This window comes from Candidatus Berkelbacteria bacterium (assembly GCA_016187225.1).
Taxonomy (GTDB): domain Bacteria; phylum Patescibacteriota; class UBA1384; order JACPKC01; family JACPKC01; genus JACPKC01.
In genome coordinates this window covers 62,228-82,429 of record JACPKC010000002.1, presented here as the reverse complement: position 1 = coordinate 82,429, position 20,202 = coordinate 62,228, and the positions used below count along the sequence as shown (strand labels likewise).

Below are 20,202 nucleotides of genomic sequence, written 5' to 3'. Positions count from 1 at the left end.
GCCAGCTTGCCGATGACCGTTCCGATCCAGTTCGCGGGAGATGGTCGAACCCGACCGACCAAGCCGTCGACCGATCTCATTTATGCCCATTCCCTGACCTCGCCAAACCGCAATCATATCTCGCTCCTGACCGACTAATTGAGTGTGATGGGTTGTGTGTTTCATACACCTCGCACTTTAATGCAAGGTGTTGCAATTCCAATGTGAACTTAGCCATACTAAAAACGAGACAGAATTCAAAATCGCACGGGAGATGAACCTCGTTTTGGCCAACCGCGAGGCGCGGTCAATGCTTTGATTTGCACTCGGGCAGGGCGGGAAGAAAAAGGGGTGTGGGGAAAATGAATTCCCGCCCCGTCCTCGCCGTTCCACCCCCCCCTCAAAAATTTGCGAATTGAATCATGCACCCATACGACTGAGGTCTCGTCGTAGTTTGGCAACCTCGGCAATTGTTGAACCTTTCCAGTAGTTATCTTTCAGTTCCGTTATGTGTTGGTCGGCTTCATGAGTGCGTGCTGAAAATTTAGCAAGTTGTGAGTGAATGAAATCCATTGTATTATCATAAGCTGGAATTACTTCTTCGCTTCTGTTTGACTCTATAATCCGTTGTAAAAAACGAAAATCTTGTTCGGTCCTAGCTTGGTTTGTCAATCGCCAAATAAAATCACCGAGGTAGTTACCAAATTCTTTGGCGTCTTTACATTTTTGTTTTAAGGTATCAACTACAGCTTCAAGAGCTTTCTGGTCTGCATCTACCCGTCCGCCACTTCCGTAATATTGTATTTTTACCCAGCCTTTTTTATAAACGGTTTTTAAGTCGCTCCTACCAAGCTCGGCCTGGAACTGTTCGGGTGTTTGAAACAAAGAGGCAACGCGTTCTTTTGCGCCGTTTATGTCCCCCCAAAACATAGTACGAGCTCGGCTACTTTCTTTTTTTACCATCGGGTATGTTTGTTCATAGCGGCTAAGTAAACGTTCCGCAATCTGCCTGTTTTGCGGTGTTAATCGTCCTGGGTCAGAACTCACATATTGTAAAAAGTCTTTCAGTAAATAACCATATCCCGAAGCCGCATCATCAATATATTCTTGCCCCGTGAAAACAACACTCTTGGCACCTCTCTCAAATTCACGTTCATGATTAAAAGTTTCTTGTATTTCTGCTCGTAAAGCATTTTCGTCTTCCGGTCTTTTGCTCATTCCTGCAATTGTAATATATGCCTTAGCGCGGTCTAACTGGCTCATAGCTTTGGCTTTTCCCCTCAGAATTTCCTGAAGTTTTGTCTTGTCGATGCCCGGTAGGGCGTTCATTCGTTCGTAAAAGCTAAACACGCGGTCTGTCGGATAATGGTCTTGGGTGCTCATTTCTACAAGTGCTTGGTTAGCTTTGTCCATGTCCACTTGCTCACCTGAAACCTGACCAATTTTTTGCCATTTTTCTGTTTGGCTATAATGTGAATAGTGAACTCGCATTGAGCGCGCATTTTCTAAATCAGCCTTATCGCCGCTGACTTTGAAAATGGCAACATAAGCATCATAATCACGACTACCGCCAAACTGTTCAGAGGCAACAAACTTTCTTGCACCTTCAACATTTCCAGCTTTTAAATACAAATCAACTATTGAGTGCTGGTAACTTGAAATTTCAGATGTATGAAGTTTGTCACGATGTTGCTCCAATTCTTCTAGTTCACTTGCGAAGATTCTTTCTGCGGCTTCCGGGTCACCTTGAGCAATAGTATGGCGAATATTTTTGTCCGCGAGTGCTTTATAGACTGCATCTCGTCTGTAGGTGTAAAGACTCTCAACAGTTTCTGCTTGCTGTTTGCCAATTTTTCCAAGATAATCAGCAGATGGGCGGATAAGCTCAATAAGGTCTTTTACTTGAGGTGGGACATCCGATAACTCTATTGCTTTCAAGATAGCTGTTCCTGCCGCATCCTCACTACCTGTACTACCGTAATAATGGTGCTCTGCAACCATTGTCTTAATTGCTTCTGCCAAAGCATTTTTGTTGTCTTGTGAGGGTTCCAGTCCGAATAACCTCCCTAGAAGTTCTAAACGATGAATTGAGTGAAGTTCGGCGTCTTGACTAAGAAGTTCTCTTAGTTGCTCAATATTTTCTCGCGAAGCAGTTTCTGCTCTTGCCGTTTGTTCCAGGACTCTTTCAAAAGCAGGAGTCATCAGTTCTTGCAGAAGCTGCTCTCGTGACCGCTGTTCGGTTTGTAGCCTTTCTAATTCTGTCAGCATCTCTCTGAGAAGTTCTTGGAGTTGTTGCAAAGCCGCTGCTTTTTCCGGACCCTCTGTCGCGCTGGCTTGTTCAGCAAGCAATTGCTTACCTTGGGCAAGCTGAGAAGTTATGTCTTCAACCTCAACTGAAAAGCCAGTTGTTTCTTGCTGTAACTGCCTGTAACGTAAAAATTTTTCTCTCAAAGCCGCTGGACTTTCGCCAGTCGCTTCAGCTTGCTCCACATTTTTTTCGGTAGCCTCGGCTGTAGGTGCCTGTTTTTCTGGGGTTTTCGTAAGTTCCGACTGAATTTGCTGGAGCCGCTCCCCAAAGTTTGATGGTTTTTCTGGCATAATAGTTTTGTAATTGTTAGTTTAAATAAAACTTGCAATCTAAATATATCATGCTTAAAAATTACAAGCAATGACCGGAGACCGTTGAAAAACCCTCTTAGTTATCCTCTAGCTCCAAACCTGTCCATCAGATATGATGCGAATAAAGCAAAAAGGAGGATTAAGATGAGCACGCAAACACAACCTCGGTTCCAGTTAGACACAACCAACAGCTTCTTCGGCTCATTCTTGTACGATCAGGTCGTCCCAAAAGATCACTTCTTGCGCGTCGCCAAAGAACGAATCAACTGGGCGCCCTTCACTGCTCGCTGTCTTAAATGGTACTGAGGCGGCGGGACAGATGGTCGACCCCCCTACAATCCCGCCGTCCTCTTGCGCATGTTGCTTGTCAGTTATCTATACGGCTTAAGCGAACGACGCGCTGAAACCGCCGTCAACGACACACTCTCAATGAAATACTTCGTTGGGCTGGGTGTCGATGAAATTGTTCCCGACCACTCCAGCTTAACGCGCTTTAAAAATAGATTGCTGACGGGCGCTGGGCAAACGGCTTACGACAATTTGCTGCGAGACATTATCCGGGAAGCCGGTCGACTAGGGATCTTGTTCGGTTCCATTCAGCTGGTTGACGCCGTTCATAGCCTAGCCAATGTCAACCTCGACCAAGACCGCCAACGCCGGCAGAGCGGCCAACCGCCCAGAGACCCAGCCACCCGCCCCGGCGCCAATGGCCGCTTCGCCATCGAACCCGCCAAGCGGAGATGCGAGTAGCTCTTACGCTCATCAAACTGTCCAAACCAGCCGGGGTGATTTCCTTGCGCATATCATGACCTTCAACCTCGCGTCGGTGCAAGTAAGAACCGACACCGCCAACGATCAAGACTGTGCTGATGACTGTCCTGTGCGATCGTTGATGAGTTACGTCAACGACAATGGCGCCAGTTCAGGCATCAATGGTACCTACTTCTGCCCAACGAGCTACGGCGCCAGCTGCGCCGAAGAACGGAATGCGTTCTTCTGGAAAGTATACAACTCTCGCCTCGGCGTCATGATCAACGAAGGCAACGGTCTGGGTGAGCTCGATCCCTTCCTCGCGTTCGGCAACGGCCAGGCGCGTTATTTTGGGAGCTGGAATGCCTGGCAATCAGCTGGCGGCCGGGATGAACTCCGCACCACGCCTCGTCGAGGGTGGACAGAACGTCCTCAATGAGGGGTCGCTCGACGAGAAGCAGCGGACCACCCGGAGCACCCGCGGCGCGCTTGGCTTAAGGGGGCAGACACTCTATGCGGTGATTGCCCAGGGCGCAACGATCTCGGATTTGGCGGAGATACTGGTGTCATTGGGAGTCGACTCGGCCATGAATATCGATGGCGGCGGCTCGAGCGCAATGGTCTATCGGGGCGCATACAAAGTCGGACCGGGACGACAGATTCCGAACGCGCTGGTCATCATCCACTAGCGACAGCTGTAGTGATAGTGAGTTAAGGAGCATATCATGGAGACGTTCGGACCAAGCTGCAGTTATAAGCTGCAGTTATAAGCTGTAGATGATAAAGTTTGAAGGGTTGGTCGCTTCCTTTGGATTGATCTCCTTGACCGCAGAGAGGACGAGCTGGGTGATCCTTCCATTGAGAACTGGATTGTTTGGAATCAGATTGGATACACTTTTTACCTCATCAGGCGATAGATCAAATGCTAAGGTAAGGTGTGGCCTGAAATTTGCCTCGTATTCTTCTGATTCTGGAGAAACGTAATTGCCGTAATTGGCAAGGCAACTGACAATTTCTTTTTGCAACGACGCGATGAGTTGTTGATTGCGAGCGAAAAGCAAGATGATCCCATCAGTTTCATCCACTTCAAGTTTATTGAAGTTCAGTTCGATTGAATGGTCCAAGACCTTAAATTTTGCTAAACAGTCGCTAAGCTGTTGTTCGATCTTGGGCAATTGAGATTCATCAATCCAACATGGTTGCTTGAGTGTGACATGATACTCATAGAAATTGTTATTTCGCTCACGTAAATGAAGCAGCCAGTCTGGCTCATTTTTTAGCAAAACTTTCCCCCAAACTGCCATAATTTTCATATATTGACGGTAACACAAACAACGCCGTCCAACTTAGCTATCATTTTCCAATGTACTTAAAAGAAATTGAATTTCGTTTTAATCATCGTCATGACAATTTATTTAAACGCTTTCTAAGCATCTATTTTGGTTACGTTTCCCACTAATTACCTTCTTCTTCGCTCATAACTCCTCCATCTTATTAGAACAAGTCTCGTAAATGTAGCCAAAGATCGCGCAGACCATGACTGCGCCATACCGATCAATGAGCTCCGCATGGATCGGCTAAGTTCAAATCTCTGGCTCCCGGGGTCGGATTCGAACCGACAACCTACTCGTTAACAGCGAGTTGCTCTGCCATTGAGCTACCCGGGATTATGAATCTTCGAGTTACTGGCCTCCACCTGTCGGCGGAGAGCTACCCTGAATTATTGATTTTGTTTCTAATGAACTCACGACCGCGATAACTTTTTAATTGCTTTTCTCGTTTCCGTGCCTCTTGGCGACTGGTTACTTGTTCGTGATGTACTAGTTCCCAAGAACCATCGAAGCGAGCTGTATAACTCGTACCGAATCGGTGATCGTTATGAGCAATTAATCGCTCAGTAAGGTTATCAGTCTCACCAATATAGATTTTTTGCTCTGCCCCGCCAGCTGGCGGGGCGCTACTCGGAATTATTATCGAAAAGAATGTTCCATACAGAACAACGCTTGTTACGTTATCAGAAGGAGGAGAGTAAATCAACGCTCAAGCGTTGATGGATTGCCAGGCTCACCGCGCAATGACATAATAAGGCAATAGGCATACTATCTATCCTGAGGGGAAGGGAGTATCTATGTTCCTACTACTACGATGGTTCATTAACGCCCTGACATTGATTCTTGTCTCATACCTTGTCCCAGGCTTTGTCGTAGCCAGCACCTACACCGCTCTCATCGCAGCACTCATCCTTGGTTTCGCCAATGCAATCATTCGCCCCATCCTGATCCTGCTCACTCTACCGATCACCATTCTAACGCTTGGGCTATTTACCTTTGTTATCAACGCTCTTATGCTCTGGTTTGTGGCTTCTTTTATCGAAGGTTTCGACATCGCGAATTTCACCACTGCTCTGGTCGCCGCGCTTATTCTTTGGCTCGTTGGCTGGGTTACGAACACCCTTTTTGATGTTACTCGAATCAAATAAAAAGGAGATGCGGTGAATCCGCTCTTGCTTCTTGCTTTAAGCGTAACTCTCGGCATTGGCATCGCAACCCTCATTGGTTTTCGCTTTACAGATTCTTCAATGAATCAATTCTCGCTTCAACCAACAGTCGACATTGAATCGATTGACAAGACGTCTTCTCTTTCCAATGTTCAGGACCAAAACGAATGATTCAGCTTAAAGAATTCACTGTCCTACTTAATGATCGCCCCTGTGTTGGCCCTATTTCATTTGAGCTCAAGCAAGGCGAGCTGTTGGCGATAACCGGTCCAAACGGCTCGGGTAAGAGCACTTTACTGCGGGGCATGCTTGGCTTGCTCGAAACACGAGGAGAGCTTTGGTATCGCAAGAAACGCCTGAACCGATTTCCAGCTCAAGCAGTTGGCTATGTGCCGCAAAGATTCAACTTTCGAGGCACATTGCCACTAACAGTGCGTGAATTTTTTTCTCTCTCATCACTTTCGCATCCCACAAGCGAACTTTGTAGTGAACTTAAGATTGATCAACTCTTCGATCGAAGCTTATCGGTACTCTCGGGCGGCGAATTGCAACGTGTTGTTCTCGCACGCGCCCTAGCTCGCAACCCAGAACTTCTCGTGCTCGATGAAGCCTCGGCAGGAATCGACGCGCTCGGCCGCACCGAAATCGTTGATCTTCTTCTTCACCTGCTCGCCGAACACAATGTCAGTATAATTACTGTCACCCACGACACCGCTGAATTGCGTCACTATACCCGCTCACTGGGAAAGAAATTCCATGATCTTACCCTTGACCACACTCATCACTGAACCATTTTTCGTACGAGCGATTCTAGCTGGCGTGATCCTTGGCGTGATCGGCGGCGTGATTGGAAGTTTTATTCAGATGCGCGGGATGAGCTTTTACACTGATACGATTTCTCACTCGGCCTTCACTGGTGTGGCGTTAGGTGTGCTTTTCGGATTAGATGTAGGCTTAAGTTCGGTTTTATTCGCAATCGGAGTCGGTATCTTAGTGCTTGAAATTCGCAAACGAAGCCGCCTCTCTTTCGATACAATTTTAGGTGTTTTGTTTGCAACTGTGGCGGCGCTTGGCATTTTTCTCCTAACCTTCCTTGAAAACGTTCGGATTGACCTCTTCAGTTTACTGTTTGGCGATATCCTCGCCTTATCGACTCTCGATGTTTGGGTGATCGGCATAGCGGGTTTATTTTCACTCATCAGCTTGGCAAAACTTTCCGATCAGCTCGTTCTTGAAATTATTCATCCCGACCTGGCTCAAGTTGAGGGTGTGCCGGTTCGCCGGAACGATACAATTTTCGGCATCGTGGTTGCGATTATGATCGCGCTCGGCATTAAATTGATCGGAATTATTCTGCTCTCCGGGCTTTTTCTAATTCCTTCGGCAACGAGTTATCTCATCGCTAAATCACTGCGAGAATTAATTACTGGGAGTGTCTTTGTTGGCATCGTCGCCGCCTTGATCGGGCCTGTGCTCTCCGCTATCTTCGATACGCCAACCGGACCAACGATCGTGCTGGCTGCAAGCGCACTTTTCATCTTGGCGCTAAGTCTGCGCCCCGTCCTTAATCCGGAACATAATTAACTATGCCCTTTAACGCCTTAACACCGGCACAGTTCACGGTTCTGGAACGCCAGTGTGCGCAGGAACTTGGCTTTAGCTTGCCAGTGCTGATTGAAACTGCTTCTTTTGCAATTGTCGAGCAGATAAAACAAATGTTAGGCAAACTTTCCCATCAAAAAATCGTGGTCATGGCCGGCGCGGGTCACAATGGCGCCGATGCCATCGCAACCGCTCGACGTTTGGCGCACTGGGGCAGTGAGGTCACAATTCTCTTGGCAAAAAATCGGGAGGAGTTGAATGTGATGGGGCACGACCAACTCCAGATGGCAGAACAATTCGGAATTCGTATTTTCGATCCTGGCGCCCTAACGCCACCCGCCGATCTTGTAATCGACGGTCTGATCGGGACCGGTTTGCACGACACTCCCAAAAGTCAAGTCGCAGAACTAATTCAAAGCGCCTTGAAACTGCACGTGCCAATTCTCGCGCTCGATATTCCCTCTGGTCTCGACCCAACGAGTGGCAAGGCCGATCAACCGGTCATTCGCGCCGACGCTACGGTTACTCTTGGCTATGCTAAAACCGGCCTCATGAAGCCGTTTGCTAAGAATTTGGTTGGCAAACTCCTCCTTGCCGATCTCTCCTTTCCCACCTCTTTCTGGCAACGTGTCGGCTTGACGCCACCGATTTTTGAAAACAGTCCGCTCCTTGAAATTCCACTCTAATGAATTTCCTCTGATAAAATGGTTTAAGTTGGAGAGATGATGAATACCGATGTTTTTGATGCGGTTGTTATTGGTTCAGGCGCGGCTGGCATGGCGGCCGCGCAAGAAATTGCGGCGCGCGGCGGCAGTGTCGCTCTCATTGAACGCGCTCACTATCTAGGTGGCGAGTGTCCGAACTTTGCCTGCATTCCAACTAAAACCTTGCTGAAATCGGCTGAACTCTACACGCTTATTCAACACGCCGATCAATTTGGCCTCGGCGCACAGGCGGTTAAAGCCGACTTTAGATCGATTCGAGCCCACCTGGAAACCATAGTTCGACAAACTGGGGGACGCCACCTAACTGCTGACAAGCTTCATGCTCAAGGCATTACTCTCGTTAAGGGCACCGCTCGTTTTATCGACGCCCATACACTTGATGTTGAAAATCATCGTCTCTCGGCTCGCCAATTTGTGATTGCCACCGGCGTTCGTCCACGTGTTCCGCTCATTCCGGGTCTAGAAAAGATTAACTATCTAACTAGCCACTCAATTCTGAAACTTAATAAATTCCCTAATTCTCTCATTATCTTAGGCGGGGGGCCGGTTGGAATTGAATATGCTCAAATGATGAACGCTTTCGGAGTCGATATCACTTTAATTCAACGCGAGGGAAGAATTTTACCTCGAGAAGATGCGGAAGCGGCTCAATTGATCACTCACCAATTTGAGCGTGTTGGCGTAACCATTGTTACTAATTGTTTAATTGAAAATGTCGCCAGTGAACAGGAGATAATTAGCCTGCGCGGTCGAGTGAATGGGCAGATTCAGGAGTACTCTGCTGAACAATTTATGTTAGCGAGCGGGCAAGAACCAAGCATCGACGCATTGGGGCTTGAAAAAATTGGTGTTCATACAACCGATGAGGCAATCGTAACTGATGAGCATCTGCGCACAACGGTACCGAATATTTGGGCGGCGGGCGACGTAACGGGTCGTATGCAATACACACATACCGCCCATTACGAAGGAATGATCGCTGGTCAGAATGTGGCTGAAAAAGAAAAACGCCGCCTTGATTTAACAGTTGTGCCACGTGTCGTCTTTACTCATCTCGAACTTGCCAGTGTCGGGCTTACAGAAGCCGAACTTGAGGCGAAGCATCGTCCGCATCTTGTGGCGCGGGCTGATATTAACTCCCTCGGGCGCGCTCTGACAGATGGAACCGGTGAAGGTTTTGTAAAACTTTTAGTTGATCCGCAAGAAGGAAAAATTCTTGGCTCAACTATTGTGTCGCCACGCGCAGGAGAGCTCATTCATGAAGTGGCCCTAGCAATGAAAGTTCAGGCAGATGTCCGGCAGATTGCTGATCTTATCCACGCCTTCCCAACTTACTCTGAAGCAATCTCCTCTGCCGCGCATCGAGCCGTCCAGACATTAAAGTCACGAACGTAGAATGTATAAGATGGGGCATCTCTACACTAAAACTGGCGATACTGGCACAACCGGCATTTTGGGCGGCGAACGAGTAAGTAAGGCCGATTACCGCATTGATGCTTTGGGCGCGCTTGACGAAGCGAACGCGGCTCTGGGCTGGGCAATTTCAACTCTTAACGATCAAAATGCTTCATCGTTAATAATCAATTTCAAAGAAGAACTCATTCGCATTCAGCACGAGCTTTTTGAATTAGGAGCGGCGCTTGCTTCGCCATTTCCCATCAAGCCTCTGTGCACGCGCGCTGAAAGAATCAATGAACTCGAAACACTGATCGACCAGTATCACGGCAATGCGCCAAGCATCCAAGCGTTTATCTTGCCAGGCGGAGGCGCAACCGGCGCCGCCCTGCATCTCGCTCGAACAATCATTCGCCGGGCTGAACGACGCCTTGTCATTTTACAATCAGTTTTTAGTATCGAGACTAGTATTTTAACGTTCGTGAATCGACTATCAGATCTCCTGTTTGCATCAGCGCGTTGGATCAATGCCTATCAGGACGTGCCCGAACATGTCTGGCAGACTAAAAGTTCGACAGATGTATGAGGAATTGCTGTCTTGTTCTGGGCGTGATACTGATTTCTGTGAGCCTCGCCTACAGCTTTTTACTCTTCAGAAATCCAATGCGACGCGCTCTGCCAGCGCCGCTTCAAGAGACTGGCACCGTTTTTTCAGATACTTTAAACAAAATTTCTACGACCGTGAAAGGTGTCAGAACTATTCCTGTTCCAATTCTTACTTATCACTACATCCGCGAAATTAACGCCAAACAAGACCCGGCCGGCTATCGTTTATCCGTGTCGCCAGTCGAGTTTGCCCGCCAACTCGATGCACTCCAACAAGCCGGTTTTAAGACCGTTACCCCGCGAGAGTTCTTAGCGGGTAAAATTGACGACCAAAGCATCATTCTATCTTTTGATGATGGCTATCGCGACTTTTACGAACAGGTCTTCCCCGCTCTCACACGACGTGGTCTAAAAGCAGTTATCTTTGTAATTTCTGGGCTTCTTGACGATCAAGAAGGACGGTACATGCGCTCCGAGCAAGTGACTGAAATTGCTCGGGCCGGAATTGAGATTGGCTCCCATTCAGTGACGCATACTAATCTTGAAACAATTGAAGGCGCCGACTTGCAGGCCGAGCTTTTAGAAAGTCGTTTTACACTCGAAAAACTGGTCGGGGATCGAGTCGTTTCAGTTGCTTACCCATCAGGTCGCTACGACGATGACACGTTACGCATGGCCGAGTTCGTGGGTTACCGTTTGGGTGTCACAACTGAATCAGGTGTTGCTCGCTTAGCGGATTCACATCTTACCTTGCCAAGAATCAACGTGCGAGGTGGCGAATCGGCTGAAGATGTTCTTAGAAAGATCGAACTCCTTAAGGCAGGCGCTACAGACTCGTCTTCGCCTTCCGGCGAGTGAGTACAATGAGCGTCAAAGCAACCAGGCTCAAGAGTATGCTTATTAATTGAGCGCTCGTGAGATGTATAGAAGACAACTCGCCTAATCTAAAAAATTCAACCCCAAACCGCGTCACTGAAATGCCGACAAAAAACCAGAGCGTCAGCTCGCCGGAAAAACGCATTTTGCGTTCACTCTTCAAAAGCAAAATCAATACGAACGCATTAAGCATAGCATCATAGAGGAAACTTGGATGAAAAAATTGAACATCGACCAACTCGGGTGGACGAGCAAAGAGGGGGACAAACATTTTCCAAGGTAGATTTGTTGGCGGGCCAAAAAGTTCTCCATTGGTAAAATTACCAAATCGACCGAGAATCATTCCCAAGAGGAGCGCTGGCATCGCCGCGTCAGACAGTTTCCAAAACGGGAGAGAGTGTTTTTTGGCTATTAGAGCTCCGGCAACTAGTCCACCAAACAACGCTCCGTGGATAGATAGGCCGCCTGTCGTCAAATTTAGAATTTCTCCTAAATGTGCGGTGTAGTATGGCAAGTTTTGCACTATATAAACTGAACGCGCGCCGAGGATGGCGCCGAGGATGGCAAGCATAAAAACAATTTCTGCATCGTGTAACTGAATTTGACGTTGTCTGGCGCGATGCATTGCCCAGGGAAAAGCAAGAGCTAGACTCCCAGCAATAATTAATCCATACCAATGCATCTCAAGCGTGCCGAAAGAGAGAGCAATTGGATTAAGCGTTAGGCGACCCGCAAACGCCTCTCGTAGAAATAAGAAACCAATCAAACCTAAAACGACAATGCCCGGCAATCTCCAGTCTACTCTACCCTTCACACTTTATCCTTCACTAGCGTAGATAGTCTTTGAGTTTTATAGAGTCGCGATGCGTGCGAAGTTTTTGAAGCGCTTTTGCTTCAATCTGACGAATCCGCTCACGCGTGACACCGAATTCTTGACCGACTTCTTCAAGCGTATGTGTCCTGCCGTCCTCAAGACCAAAACGCATCTTGAGAATTTTTTGCTCTCGAGGTGCAAGATAGCCTAAAAATTCATCAACATGCCCGCGCAAGAGTTCATAAATTGCAGTCTCTTCCGGCGAGAGACTGTCCTTATCTTGTAGAAAATCACCCAAACTTGAATCTTCCTCTTCGCCAACTGGCGCCTCCAAACTGACCGTTTCCTGGCTGATTTTGAGAATATGTTCGATCTTATCTACCGGCATCCCCATTTCAGCCGCAATTTCTTCCGGCAAAGGCGCGCGGCCTAAATCCTGCACTAATTGTCTTTGCACTCGAATCATTTTATTGATGAGCTCAACCATGTGAACTGGAATTCGAATTGTCCGCGCCTGATCAGCAATCGCTCGAGTGATCGCCTGTCGAATCCACCAAGTGGCATAAGTTGAGAACTTAAACCCCTTCCGATGATCGAACTTTTCTACTGCTCGCAAAAGGCCGAGGTTACCCTCTTGAATCAAATCCAGAAGAGTCAACCCGCGACCGATATATTTTTTTGCAATTGAAACTACAAGGCGTAAATTTGCATTGGCAAGCTTTTTTTTCGCGACCAAGTCGCCCATCTCGATTTTTTTAGCAAGCGCCACTTCGTCAAGCGCGGTCAAGAGGGAGATACTGCCAATTTCACGCAAATACATCCGCACCGAGTCGTCGGAAATGTCGGCTAGATCATCCTCGCCTTTACCTTTTTTACCCAAACTCTTTTCGTCAACCGCCAAAAATCTCCGGGTTGCCTCCCTCACTTCGATCCCTTGCTTGGCAAAAAAATCAAAGAGTTCATCGAGGAGCACGATGTTCTTCTCGACCTCTGGAATTGTCTGGAGGATTTCCTGATAAGTAATAAAGCTGTGGCGCTGGCCTTTTTCAACAAGCTTGATCACCGGCTCGGGAAAGTCGAGTTTGAATTCGGGTTTTTTCGCAATTGGCTTACGTTTCGGCATCTGACTCCTTAATAACTAGACCGTTCTATTTAGCCAACAAGTTTTGTAATTCAATGATAAGTGTTTTGACGCGATTTCGATCGCCTGTCGCTTCGGCCTCTGCAATTTGAACGGCCATGGATTCTTTCAAAATTTCACGGTTCTTAGCCTGAAGGCGATCATGAAATTCCTGGGCTAATTCTTTAGGCTGGACGCCTTGGGCAACTAGAGTTTCTGTTTCAAGCAGAAGAGCATTGATGTCCTTTTGATCTTCAGGCTTAAACTGGGTTTTAAGCAAACTTTGTCGCCCTGCAGTATACCAGGTTTTGAAAATTTGGAACAGACGACTGGCTAGTTCTGATTTAACCAAAAGCTTAGGTGAGACAAAAATTTGTTCAATTAGATCGGGCTGAAATAAGATTAAGCCCACTAATTGCTCCTCAAGTGAACGTTGTGAGACGGATTGAGGATGAACAGGTAGCGCGCTTTGAGAGCGAGGCGGTTTTTGATTCATGCGCTTGAAAGCGTCGTGCAGAATTGCTTCGGATACCATCATGCGGCGCGCAAGTAGTTTAAGATAATGATCGCGCTCCACCAAATCGCTAATAAGATTAATATAAGGCAAAATTTCTCGAGCGACTAACTTTTTCTTGGCGCCATCGAGGATTCCGGCGACAACAATGGAACGTTGGATTAGCCACTCGAGCGCGGGTTGAGGTGATTGCACGGCCGCCTGCCAGATCGCCGGATCTTGCTCGATTGCCTCGCCCGCATCTTTAATCTCCATGGGCAATTGAATCACCTGAACAGTCAGTTCAGCTTCAAGGGCTAAGGCGATCGCTTTTTTCGCGGCGGCGATCCCGACAGTATCTGCATCGAAGGCAATGTCAAGCGACGGCGTGTAACGCGCGAGAATTTTTAAGTGATCGAGTGTCAGCGCCGTCCCCGAAGAGGCAATCGCCGTTAATATTCCCACTTGATGCGATAGCACCACATCCATTTGTCCTTCAACAAGAATGGCGGTTTTAGTCTGCTTAATCGCTTGCTTGCCTTCATGTAAACCATAAAGAATCCGGCCTTTTTTGAAAATTGGGGTTTCGGGCGTATTGTAATATTTGGGGCCTATCGTATCACCAGGCAGACTCCTTCCGGTAAAACCCACTGTGTTCCCTAATGCGTCCCGAATCGGAAAGATGATTCTATTTCGAAACCGTTCCGGACTCCCGGCAAGACGCAAAGCTTGAGCGTCAAGCCCGTATTTTTTTAACCAGGTTGCCAGAACTGGTTTGTCCGGCGCGTAACCAAGTTGAAACTGGATAATTGTTTCTTCAGTTACCTTACGAGTTTTTAAGTAGGCGAGCGCCACAGCGCCAGATGCATGTTTTAAGAGAAGATGATGAAAAAACTTGGCGGCGGCAGTATTGAGACGATAGAGAACGGTCTTTTCATCTTTCTCTTTTTGGTATTGTGCAGGCGCTTTTTTGCGATCGAGTTTCACGCCTACGCGATCGGCCAACATTTCTAAAGCTTCAGGAAAAGATAAGCCTTCCATCTTTTGTAAAAATGTCAGCACATCGCCGGACTCGTTGCATCCAAAACATTTAAAAATTTGCCGCTCTTGGTTGACCATGAATGAGGGGGATTTCTCTGTGTGGAATGGGCAGAGGCCTTTATGATTATTGCCGGCACGCTTCAACGGCACGTACTGACCAATAAAATCAACAACGTCAACGCGTTCTTTTATTTCCTGAACTTGATTTTCTGCCATTAGATGTCTTCCCCAATAATCCCACTCTCATGTTTTAAGAGTTTATAGTCAAGAAAAAAGACCCAGCTGGGTCTTGAGTTTGTGGCGCCATTATTGGCGAAGCGGACTATCCGAACGGCAGACATTTTCGGACTGCGCTCCCAAACTCCTCGCCGCACTCCGCGAGAAGAATATCGATGACAACGACGGCCACAATCCTGAACTGTGCTCCTGTTGGGTCATGATCGTGGACGAATTTGAGCATCGCCCCACGATAAGCATCCGCAAACTCTTCTGCGGTTACTTCCTCACCCTCGAGTAGGTGGTGAAGATCACGCAGGAAGCCACATAGGATGTCGGGTGCTCCTCCGAGTCGTTCGTCGTGAAAGTAAATCTCTGGCTCCGCCAGCTTGACCTGCAACCCACGGATATCGAATTTTTCCAATTTCTTAAACCTCCTAGGCTAAATAAGTGCGCAAATTAAAACATAGACTCACCCTAAATACAAGGCGCTAATCCTAGTAGCTAACAGGATTTTGCCAGCCGCTTAAATACACATAGTTTGCTTCCGGCGCAATTGAATCATATTTCTTGGCAAACTGCTCACCATTACATTGCAGGGGTTGGGCATCACGTTGCTCCTTAGTGATAATCAGCTCATTGCGACTGACTACGCCGCGGGCTTGATACTTTACAAAAATGTTCTCCGGCAAAGCTTGAAAGTAAGAGATAAACGTTCGACCGATCAATCCAGTGGAAATAGCAATATCAGTATTCTGGTATTTGCCAATTTCGCCAATTTTTTGACCAGCTTTAACTTGCGAACCTTTTTTAATCTCCGGCAGTAAATAAATATGGAATAAGCGCACTGTAAACTCTGACGCCTTTTCCGGCGAAATATAAACTTGCTGGCCGATCGGCGTCTGCTCCACCTCGACCTTAACAATTTTGCCGTCAACCGGACTGAAAATATCTATCGCCGAACCAGCAACCGGCGGAGGCGGCAAACCATTGTTTTTATCCCAGACCGCAAATTTTTCCGACGAATCTTGGACATTGAAATAGTGCTTCATGCTCCGGCATTTCTCGCCATTGCCTGAAAAATCATGCCCCGCGCCGGAACGAAATTTGGAAATCGAGTAAATTTTATCGAGATCAATAAAATCAGCTTGAATAAATTGAGGCGGATTGACGAGATCTGCCCCTGCTTGAAACTTTAGAAATCCAACGACACCGAACACACCTATTATTACAATACCCCCAAAAATTGCTTTCCAAATTTTCATAAACTATTCGAGGAATTTTTTTGTTTTAATAATCTATACTCCAAAAAAATATTGTAAGGAATAATGCCAGGCACAAGCAGAGCGATAATCAACTTGATTTTTGATGCAAAAAAATCAACTGCCAGAGGAAAACCGACAAAATTCAAAATAAAGTAAAGGTCGTAAATCGCGTAGACAATAATTAAATTGGTCAATATGACTTCATGCGAATTAGGATAGCGGTCAAATCTTCTAACAATTGGCGTGAGCAATAAAATGCCGACGTAAAGGGCTAATAACACAGGAATAGGAGCAATCAAATCTGTCCAAATGCCATAACGATTGGTAAAAATTTGCCAAAGCGGATTGCCTTCTTTGCCGATTATCACGGTAAAGATTGCATCGAAATAAACTAATAGAACAAGTATCAGCCAACCGATTCTTTTAGGAAAAGCAATTGATCTATCCCGTGGTAACATCGGTTTCATAGCGCCTCCTTTTTATTACTATATAGGACTTTCTCACTTTCGTCATCGCGAGGAGCCAAGGGCGACGAAGCAACTTGGCGGGATCGCCGCAGGCGTACCGATCCCCAGCCCGTTAGGCATGGTAAACTAATGTTATGACTCGATGGATTAAACGCATATTTTGGATAACGATTATCATCATTCTTTTGATTGCCGGCGCGGTCGCAGTCACCTTCATTAAAGATACGACGCCTTTGACGCAAATAAATTCCCAAACAGAAAAACTCGGAGAATTTAGAGCTACAGATAACTGTAGAAAAATTGATCAACTCCAATTTACCTATGATTTTACCGAACTAGATCGAATAAACGGCATTGCGCCTCTAGGCTCGGTGAATTCTGGCGAACTGCGTAGCCATACTTTCATAGCGTTTGAGAATCCGAGTAAAAAAATTGCCATCTACGCGCCGACTGTCTTAACGCTCATTTCGGGTAATTTTCGCAATGCCAGTGGCCAGGATGAGTATGCGCTTATTTTTCAAGCCTCTTGCGACTACTTCCTTAAATTTGATCACATCACAGATCCGATTGAGGCTATACGCAAGGTATTTCCTGCCACGCCTAGCGCCGAGAGTAAATCAATTGAATTGAAAACGAACGTTGACATTGCCGCGGGCGAAGTGGTGGCATACACCAGTGGTAATTATCCAAACAATATCTGGGATTTTGGGCTCTATGATCTGCGACAAGAGAATACATTTGCCAATCCAGCACGATTCATGAGCCATCTCCGCTTGCGGCACGCGATTTGCCCTTACGACTTTTTCCCAAAAAAAGAACGTTATTATGCCAAGCTTCGATTTGAAGGTGAAACATACGGAGACAAACCGCAAAATTGCGGATCGCTGAACCAAGATATTATAGGCACCATTAGTGGCAGTTGGTTTTCGTCACCAGTTGAGGCGTTTTATAACAGTGAGGCATATTTAGGAATTTCAACTTTTACTTCTCCGGATGAAGTTAGAATTGTTGGTCTTCAAGATCGAGATTTTTATCGAATCGGAAAAACAAATCCAACTTTTAAGGACCCGACCGAGGTAACAAATGAGCATTGCTATGCTAATCAAGATGGCATCGTCTACTTTAAACTCCTTACCCGAGATTCTTTAGCGGTTTATTTCGCCAACACCTCTGCCTGCCCAGACACTTTTCCATCGAGCGGCTTCGTAACGTACATGCGTTAATTGACTAATGTCACCGTAAGCCATTTGACTGTTCTGGCTGGCAATAATACGGATGTGGGTTTATTTAATAATAATCAATCCTCGGGTCAAATATTTTGCGCCAATGAGCTAGCCCGGGCGGCGCTTCAAAATAATGGAAACGTTTGATAAATTCATCGCCAAAGCTGTCGATCGTCTGCTTAACATCGATTGGTGGCGACCAATCGGTACCTGTAGCAATTCTGAAATTTCGAAAGAGATAGTAAGCAATCTCTGCGCCTTTTTTTACTTTCTTATGATCCGACCATGCCATGATCGTTCGAGCCTGAATCGTAGCTAACTGCTCTAGCTTATCAGTGAGTGCCGGAATGTCATCATGCTTAAGGCGTCGGCTGTCAAGTTCAGCGTAGTAGGCGATGAGCTTATCAGCAACTGAAGTCGTGGAGTCGGGATGATTGGCAAAGTTAATCTTAAAATCTAGGCCACGATAAATCGTAAACAATCGCAGTGAATTCAAATCGAGTCGAAGTTCGGGCCAGAGTAAGTGTGGCTTGAGATTGTGATAATCACGAATGATCAAGATGGCATTGCGTCCAAAACGCCGAGCAACATCGTATGGTCCATGGAGATAAAAACCGCCCACCATGTAAATATCATAGTAGAGACTGTAGGCAAATTGACTAGCGGTAATGATAAGATTAGCAAGTGTTTTCTGCTCCAATGTTTTTTCAACGACTTGCCAGCGCATCGTGGCGAGAAGATGATCAATTTCACCCTGTGTCAAAAGCAGATTTTTGCCATCATGGCAAAAAATATCGTTCTGGGTCTTCTCGGCCAGCAGATCAAAGAGAAAAAGTAAGTAATCAGTGCGTGCCCGACTGTCAATATCAGCCAATTTTAACTGGTGTGCAACTTTTAAACCGATCAAACCATTATTCTCAATGAAGTTGCGCAAGATATCCGGCGGCGGCAAGAGTTTAGCAATCGCCGCCAGATCTTTTCGAGTCCGTAAAGCCATTAATCGTTTATAAATGTCGAGTGCTTCGGCAACCTCAAAATAGGCGCCGATTTGACCACCATTTAGCGGCCAAAAAGTACGTGTGTCCATATTGGCAAAAACTTTTTCGATCGTCGCCAGAAAACTTTCGATACGCTTCATCTTATTTTTAGCTGATTCATTGGCGGTGTCTGTTTGAGAATATCCGAACGGAACACTCTGGGCTCGGCTGGCGGAAAAGACGATTTCATAGTTTTTCTTTGGGGTAAATTCTTTCTTAATTTTAGTAAATCCTCAACAGAAACACCGAGAGCTTTAGAAATTTTTACAATCATCTGAACGCTCGGCTTTTCCCAACTGGCGGTGAAATTATACCCTTTGCGCGAACTTTTTTCGAGCGGAAAACGGATTGACCCGCCCCGCCGCCCGCCTCCGCTAACGCTCCGCGCGGCCGCCTTGCGGCCGCGCGGAGCAACCCTTTCAAATCGTGAAGTTTCTACTGGCGGTGAGGGTGGGATTCGAACCCACGGTACGATTGCTCGCACATTCGCTTTCCAAGCGAACCCGTTCGGCCACTCCGGCACCTCACCAAATTTAAATTAAGCTAGAGATTAATTTCTTTTTTACAGAATATGCCAGCACATGCATCGCCCCACCAGTCCTAATTTCTCGCTCAAATGCACGGCGCCTGGGGTGATTGGGAGAACTATTACGCCAATGCATTGCAAACCGATGCAAATCTCGATCAACTGGACATTCTGCAAGGCAATTGTATAGCTCCTGATAAAGAGAGCCGGCGTCTGACGCAACGCCAATCGCAAGCATTAGATGATTAATCGGCATCTCGATGACACTGACAGTTCTAGGATTCGAGTGATCCGCAATGCGAACAATTACTTGACCGGTTTTTAATCTTTGATTCTGGCTCTCCTGTAAGAAATTGCTTAATTCGTCTAAGGCTATAATTCGGGCAGGTTGCTCTTCAGGAAAATCGTATGCCCTTCTCCAACCTTCAGCGGTGTCAGGAAAAGTTTCGGGGAATGTTCGTCCCATAACTTCGTAGAGGTCAGTCACCAGTTCTGGGATTGGCTCGATTTCACGGGGCGGTAATTGAGCTTCAATCACGTCTCCGCTTGGCTCTGCTCCCCAAGGTCCAACAATTACTTGAGCGACTTGGGAATATTCACCTGTCGAATGAGAAAAGGGGACGATTCTTCCGACCAGCTCCTCTCGCTCGGTCCCATGGGGTTTCAATTGGTTTTGCCTCCGAGCGGAGATATCACTGAAATTATTCAGTTCGTCGTGACGAATTGCCGTGGCAATAACACCTCTCACTTTCGCAAGCTCTGCTTCATCTCGCCTGTGAGAACTAGCCATTATCTCATCAGTCAAGGGTTCCCAGTCATCAGTTTCTCGTGCTTTTTCAACAAGTTTCGATAATACTCGATGATCGTCAAGGTAAACTACATTTTCAATACTATGTTCTGAATCGTAATACATAGGTGATCAGTATTAATCAATAATAACCAAAGACGCTC

General features: G+C 46.7%; 25 protein-coding genes and 2 tRNA genes. 12 read left to right on the top strand and 15 right to left on the bottom strand.

Going from position 1 to position 20,202, the window contains the following annotated elements:
• Both HYW32_00485 and HYW32_00480 read right to left on the bottom strand, forming a co-directional pair.
• On the bottom strand, window positions 1–165 hold a 165-nt coding region (locus HYW32_00485), incomplete at its 3' end, for a helix-turn-helix domain-containing protein (GenBank protein MBI2589499.1).
• 234 nt (window positions 166–399) lie between these two features.
• Window positions 400–2,577 carry a hypothetical protein gene (locus tag HYW32_00480; protein MBI2589498.1) on the bottom strand — a complete coding sequence of 726 codons (2,178 nt, stop codon included), beginning with the start codon at window positions 2,575–2,577 and terminating at the stop codon, window positions 400–402.
• A gap of 165 nt (window positions 2,578–2,742) precedes the next feature.
• On the opposite strand from HYW32_00480, the gene HYW32_00475 reads away from it, so the two are divergent.
• A complete protein-coding gene (locus HYW32_00475; protein MBI2589497.1) occupies window positions 2,743–2,904 on the top strand; it encodes a hypothetical protein in 162 nt (53 codons plus the stop codon).
• Window positions 2,905–2,955: 51 nt separating this feature from the next.
• Entirely contained in the window at window positions 2,956–3,348 is a 393-nt protein-coding gene (locus HYW32_00470) for a transposase (protein ID MBI2589496.1), read from the top strand.
• A gap of 172 nt (window positions 3,349–3,520) precedes the next feature.
• Here the strand turns inward: HYW32_00470 and HYW32_00465 are convergent, their stop codons facing one another.
• Complete coding sequence (locus tag HYW32_00465; GenBank protein ID MBI2589495.1) at window positions 3,521–3,721, bottom strand: hypothetical protein; 201 nt, start codon at window positions 3,719–3,721, stop codon at window positions 3,521–3,523.
• Between HYW32_00465 and HYW32_00460 the strand changes: the two genes are divergently transcribed.
• Window positions 3,711–4,037 (top strand): phosphodiester glycosidase family protein, encoded by a 327-nt coding sequence (locus HYW32_00460; protein MBI2589494.1) that lies wholly within the window; start codon window positions 3,711–3,713, stop codon window positions 4,035–4,037. The genes HYW32_00465 and HYW32_00460 overlap by 11 nt on opposite strands.
• Before the next feature lie 75 nt (window positions 4,038–4,112).
• Here HYW32_00460 and HYW32_00455 read toward each other — a convergent pair whose 3' ends face one another.
• The 3 genes from HYW32_00455 to HYW32_00445 all read right to left on the bottom strand — a co-directional run bounded on the left by HYW32_00455 (window position 4,113) and on the right by HYW32_00445 (window position 5,316).
• Window positions 4,113–4,661: a 2'-5' RNA ligase family protein gene (locus HYW32_00455; protein ID MBI2589493.1), complete on the bottom strand. Its 549-nt coding sequence runs from the start codon at window positions 4,659–4,661 to the stop codon at window positions 4,113–4,115.
• Window positions 4,662–4,940: 279 nt separating this feature from the next.
• Window positions 4,941–5,015 (bottom strand) — tRNA-Asn (locus HYW32_00450).
• 43 nt (window positions 5,016–5,058) lie between these two features.
• Window positions 5,059–5,316, bottom strand: coding sequence for a GIY-YIG nuclease family protein (locus HYW32_00445; protein MBI2589492.1), 258 nt, complete (start codon window positions 5,314–5,316; stop codon window positions 5,059–5,061).
• Between the two features lie 160 nt (window positions 5,317–5,476).
• Between HYW32_00445 and HYW32_00440 the strand changes: the two genes are divergently transcribed.
• From HYW32_00440 to HYW32_00405, 8 genes are read left to right on the top strand one after another with little or no spacing between them, the layout of a single operon-like run.
• Window positions 5,477–5,827 carry a phage holin family protein gene (locus HYW32_00440; GenBank protein MBI2589491.1) on the top strand — a complete coding sequence of 117 codons (351 nt, stop codon included), beginning with the start codon at window positions 5,477–5,479 and terminating at the stop codon, window positions 5,825–5,827.
• 12 nt (window positions 5,828–5,839) lie between these two features.
• A complete protein-coding gene (locus tag HYW32_00435) occupies window positions 5,840–6,016 on the top strand; it encodes a hypothetical protein (GenBank protein MBI2589490.1) in 177 nt (58 codons plus the stop codon).
• On the top strand, window positions 6,013–6,633 hold the full coding sequence (locus HYW32_00430) for an ATP-binding cassette domain-containing protein (GenBank protein ID MBI2589489.1): 621 nt from the start codon (window positions 6,013–6,015) through the stop codon (window positions 6,631–6,633). The genes HYW32_00435 and HYW32_00430 overlap by 4 nt, the downstream gene beginning before the upstream one ends.
• Window positions 6,602–7,429 (top strand): metal ABC transporter permease, encoded by an 828-nt coding sequence (locus tag HYW32_00425; protein MBI2589488.1) that lies wholly within the window; start codon window positions 6,602–6,604, stop codon window positions 7,427–7,429. Before HYW32_00430 ends, HYW32_00425 begins: the two co-directional genes overlap by 32 nt.
• A gap of 2 nt (window positions 7,430–7,431) precedes the next feature.
• Window positions 7,432–8,133, top strand: coding sequence for an NAD(P)H-hydrate epimerase (locus HYW32_00420; GenBank protein MBI2589487.1), 702 nt, complete (start codon window positions 7,432–7,434; stop codon window positions 8,131–8,133).
• Window positions 8,134–8,172: 39 nt separating this feature from the next.
• Entirely contained in the window at window positions 8,173–9,567 is a 1,395-nt protein-coding gene (locus HYW32_00415) for an NAD(P)/FAD-dependent oxidoreductase (protein ID MBI2589486.1), read from the top strand.
• Window positions 9,568–9,577: 10 nt separating this feature from the next.
• Window positions 9,578–10,153: a cob(I)yrinic acid a,c-diamide adenosyltransferase gene (locus HYW32_00410; GenBank protein MBI2589485.1), complete on the top strand. Its 576-nt coding sequence runs from the start codon at window positions 9,578–9,580 to the stop codon at window positions 10,151–10,153.
• Between the two features lie 38 nt (window positions 10,154–10,191).
• Entirely contained in the window at window positions 10,192–11,031 is an 840-nt protein-coding gene (locus tag HYW32_00405) for a polysaccharide deacetylase family protein (GenBank protein MBI2589484.1), read from the top strand.
• Here HYW32_00405 and lgt read toward each other — a convergent pair.
• From lgt to HYW32_00375, 6 genes are all read right to left on the bottom strand, one after another.
• A complete protein-coding gene (gene lgt / locus HYW32_00400; protein MBI2589483.1) occupies window positions 11,000–11,863 on the bottom strand; it encodes a prolipoprotein diacylglyceryl transferase in 864 nt (287 codons plus the stop codon). The genes HYW32_00405 and lgt overlap by 32 nt on opposite strands.
• A 13-nt stretch (window positions 11,864–11,876) precedes the next feature.
• The gene (gene rpoD, locus HYW32_00395; GenBank protein ID MBI2589482.1) at window positions 11,877–12,986 is read right to left on the bottom strand and encodes an RNA polymerase sigma factor RpoD; all 1,110 of its coding nucleotides are present in this window, start codon (window positions 12,984–12,986) and stop codon (window positions 11,877–11,879) included.
• Between the two features lie 25 nt (window positions 12,987–13,011).
• Window positions 13,012–14,733, bottom strand: a complete 1,722-nt coding sequence (gene dnaG, locus HYW32_00390; GenBank protein ID MBI2589481.1) for a DNA primase — start codon at window positions 14,731–14,733, stop codon at window positions 13,012–13,014.
• 106 nt (window positions 14,734–14,839) lie between these two features.
• The gene (locus HYW32_00385; protein ID MBI2589480.1) at window positions 14,840–15,157 is read right to left on the bottom strand and encodes a hypothetical protein; all 318 of its coding nucleotides are present in this window, start codon (window positions 15,155–15,157) and stop codon (window positions 14,840–14,842) included.
• 73 nt (window positions 15,158–15,230) lie between these two features.
• The gene (locus HYW32_00380) at window positions 15,231–15,998 is read right to left on the bottom strand and encodes a hypothetical protein (protein ID MBI2589479.1); all 768 of its coding nucleotides are present in this window, start codon (window positions 15,996–15,998) and stop codon (window positions 15,231–15,233) included.
• Window positions 15,995–16,465, bottom strand: a complete 471-nt coding sequence (locus HYW32_00375; GenBank protein ID MBI2589478.1) for a hypothetical protein — start codon at window positions 16,463–16,465, stop codon at window positions 15,995–15,997. The genes HYW32_00380 and HYW32_00375 overlap by 4 nt, the downstream gene beginning before the upstream one ends.
• A 134-nt stretch (window positions 16,466–16,599) precedes the next feature.
• On the opposite strand from HYW32_00375, the gene HYW32_00370 reads away from it, so the two are divergent.
• Window positions 16,600–17,688 carry a hypothetical protein gene (locus tag HYW32_00370; GenBank protein MBI2589477.1) on the top strand — a complete coding sequence of 363 codons (1,089 nt, stop codon included), beginning with the start codon at window positions 16,600–16,602 and terminating at the stop codon, window positions 17,686–17,688.
• Between the two features lie 64 nt (window positions 17,689–17,752).
• Here HYW32_00370 and HYW32_00365 read toward each other — a convergent pair whose 3' ends face one another.
• The 3 genes from HYW32_00365 to HYW32_00355 all read right to left on the bottom strand — a co-directional run bounded on the left by HYW32_00365 (window position 17,753) and on the right by HYW32_00355 (window position 20,164).
• Entirely contained in the window at window positions 17,753–18,826 is a 1,074-nt protein-coding gene (locus HYW32_00365) for a hypothetical protein (GenBank protein MBI2589476.1), read from the bottom strand.
• 338 nt (window positions 18,827–19,164) lie between these two features.
• A tRNA-Ser gene (locus HYW32_00360) sits at window positions 19,165–19,254 on the bottom strand.
• Between the two features lie 4 nt (window positions 19,255–19,258).
• Window positions 19,259–20,164 (bottom strand): hypothetical protein, encoded by a 906-nt coding sequence (locus tag HYW32_00355; protein ID MBI2589475.1) that lies wholly within the window; start codon window positions 20,162–20,164, stop codon window positions 19,259–19,261.
• Window positions 20,165–20,202 lie beyond the last annotated feature (38 nt).

Coding starts and splice junctions, on each gene's coding strand:
- HYW32_00380 (MBI2589479.1), bottom strand. CDS start 15,998: ATGAAAATTTGGAAAGCAATTTTTGGGGGTATTGTAATAATAGGTGTG.
- HYW32_00470 (MBI2589496.1), top strand. CDS start 2,956: ATGTTGCTTGTCAGTTATCTATACGGCTTAAGCGAACGACGCGCTGAA.
- dnaG (MBI2589481.1), bottom strand. CDS start 14,733: ATGGCAGAAAATCAAGTTCAGGAAATAAAAGAACGCGTTGACGTTGTT.
- HYW32_00425 (MBI2589488.1), top strand. CDS start 6,602: ATGATCTTACCCTTGACCACACTCATCACTGAACCATTTTTCGTACGA.
- HYW32_00365 (MBI2589476.1), bottom strand. CDS start 18,826: ATGAAGCGTATCGAAAGTTTTCTGGCGACGATCGAAAAAGTTTTTGCC.
- HYW32_00370 (MBI2589477.1), top strand. CDS start 16,600: ATGACTCGATGGATTAAACGCATATTTTGGATAACGATTATCATCATT.
- HYW32_00430 (MBI2589489.1), top strand. CDS start 6,013: ATGATTCAGCTTAAAGAATTCACTGTCCTACTTAATGATCGCCCCTGT.
- HYW32_00420 (MBI2589487.1), top strand. CDS start 7,432: ATGCCCTTTAACGCCTTAACACCGGCACAGTTCACGGTTCTGGAACGC.
- HYW32_00375 (MBI2589478.1), bottom strand. CDS start 16,465: ATGAAACCGATGTTACCACGGGATAGATCAATTGCTTTTCCTAAAAGA.
- rpoD (MBI2589482.1), bottom strand. CDS start 12,986: ATGCCGAAACGTAAGCCAATTGCGAAAAAACCCGAATTCAAACTCGAC.
- HYW32_00480 (MBI2589498.1), bottom strand. CDS start 2,577: ATGCCAGAAAAACCATCAAACTTTGGGGAGCGGCTCCAGCAAATTCAG.
- HYW32_00440 (MBI2589491.1), top strand. CDS start 5,477: ATGTTCCTACTACTACGATGGTTCATTAACGCCCTGACATTGATTCTT.
- HYW32_00415 (MBI2589486.1), top strand. CDS start 8,173: ATGAATACCGATGTTTTTGATGCGGTTGTTATTGGTTCAGGCGCGGCT.
- HYW32_00355 (MBI2589475.1), bottom strand. CDS start 20,164: ATGTATTACGATTCAGAACATAGTATTGAAAATGTAGTTTACCTTGAC.
- HYW32_00460 (MBI2589494.1), top strand. CDS start 3,711: ATGCCTGGCAATCAGCTGGCGGCCGGGATGAACTCCGCACCACGCCTC.
- HYW32_00475 (MBI2589497.1), top strand. CDS start 2,743: ATGAGCACGCAAACACAACCTCGGTTCCAGTTAGACACAACCAACAGC.
- HYW32_00410 (MBI2589485.1), top strand. CDS start 9,578: ATGGGGCATCTCTACACTAAAACTGGCGATACTGGCACAACCGGCATT.
- HYW32_00455 (MBI2589493.1), bottom strand. CDS start 4,661: ATGAAAATTATGGCAGTTTGGGGGAAAGTTTTGCTAAAAAATGAGCCA.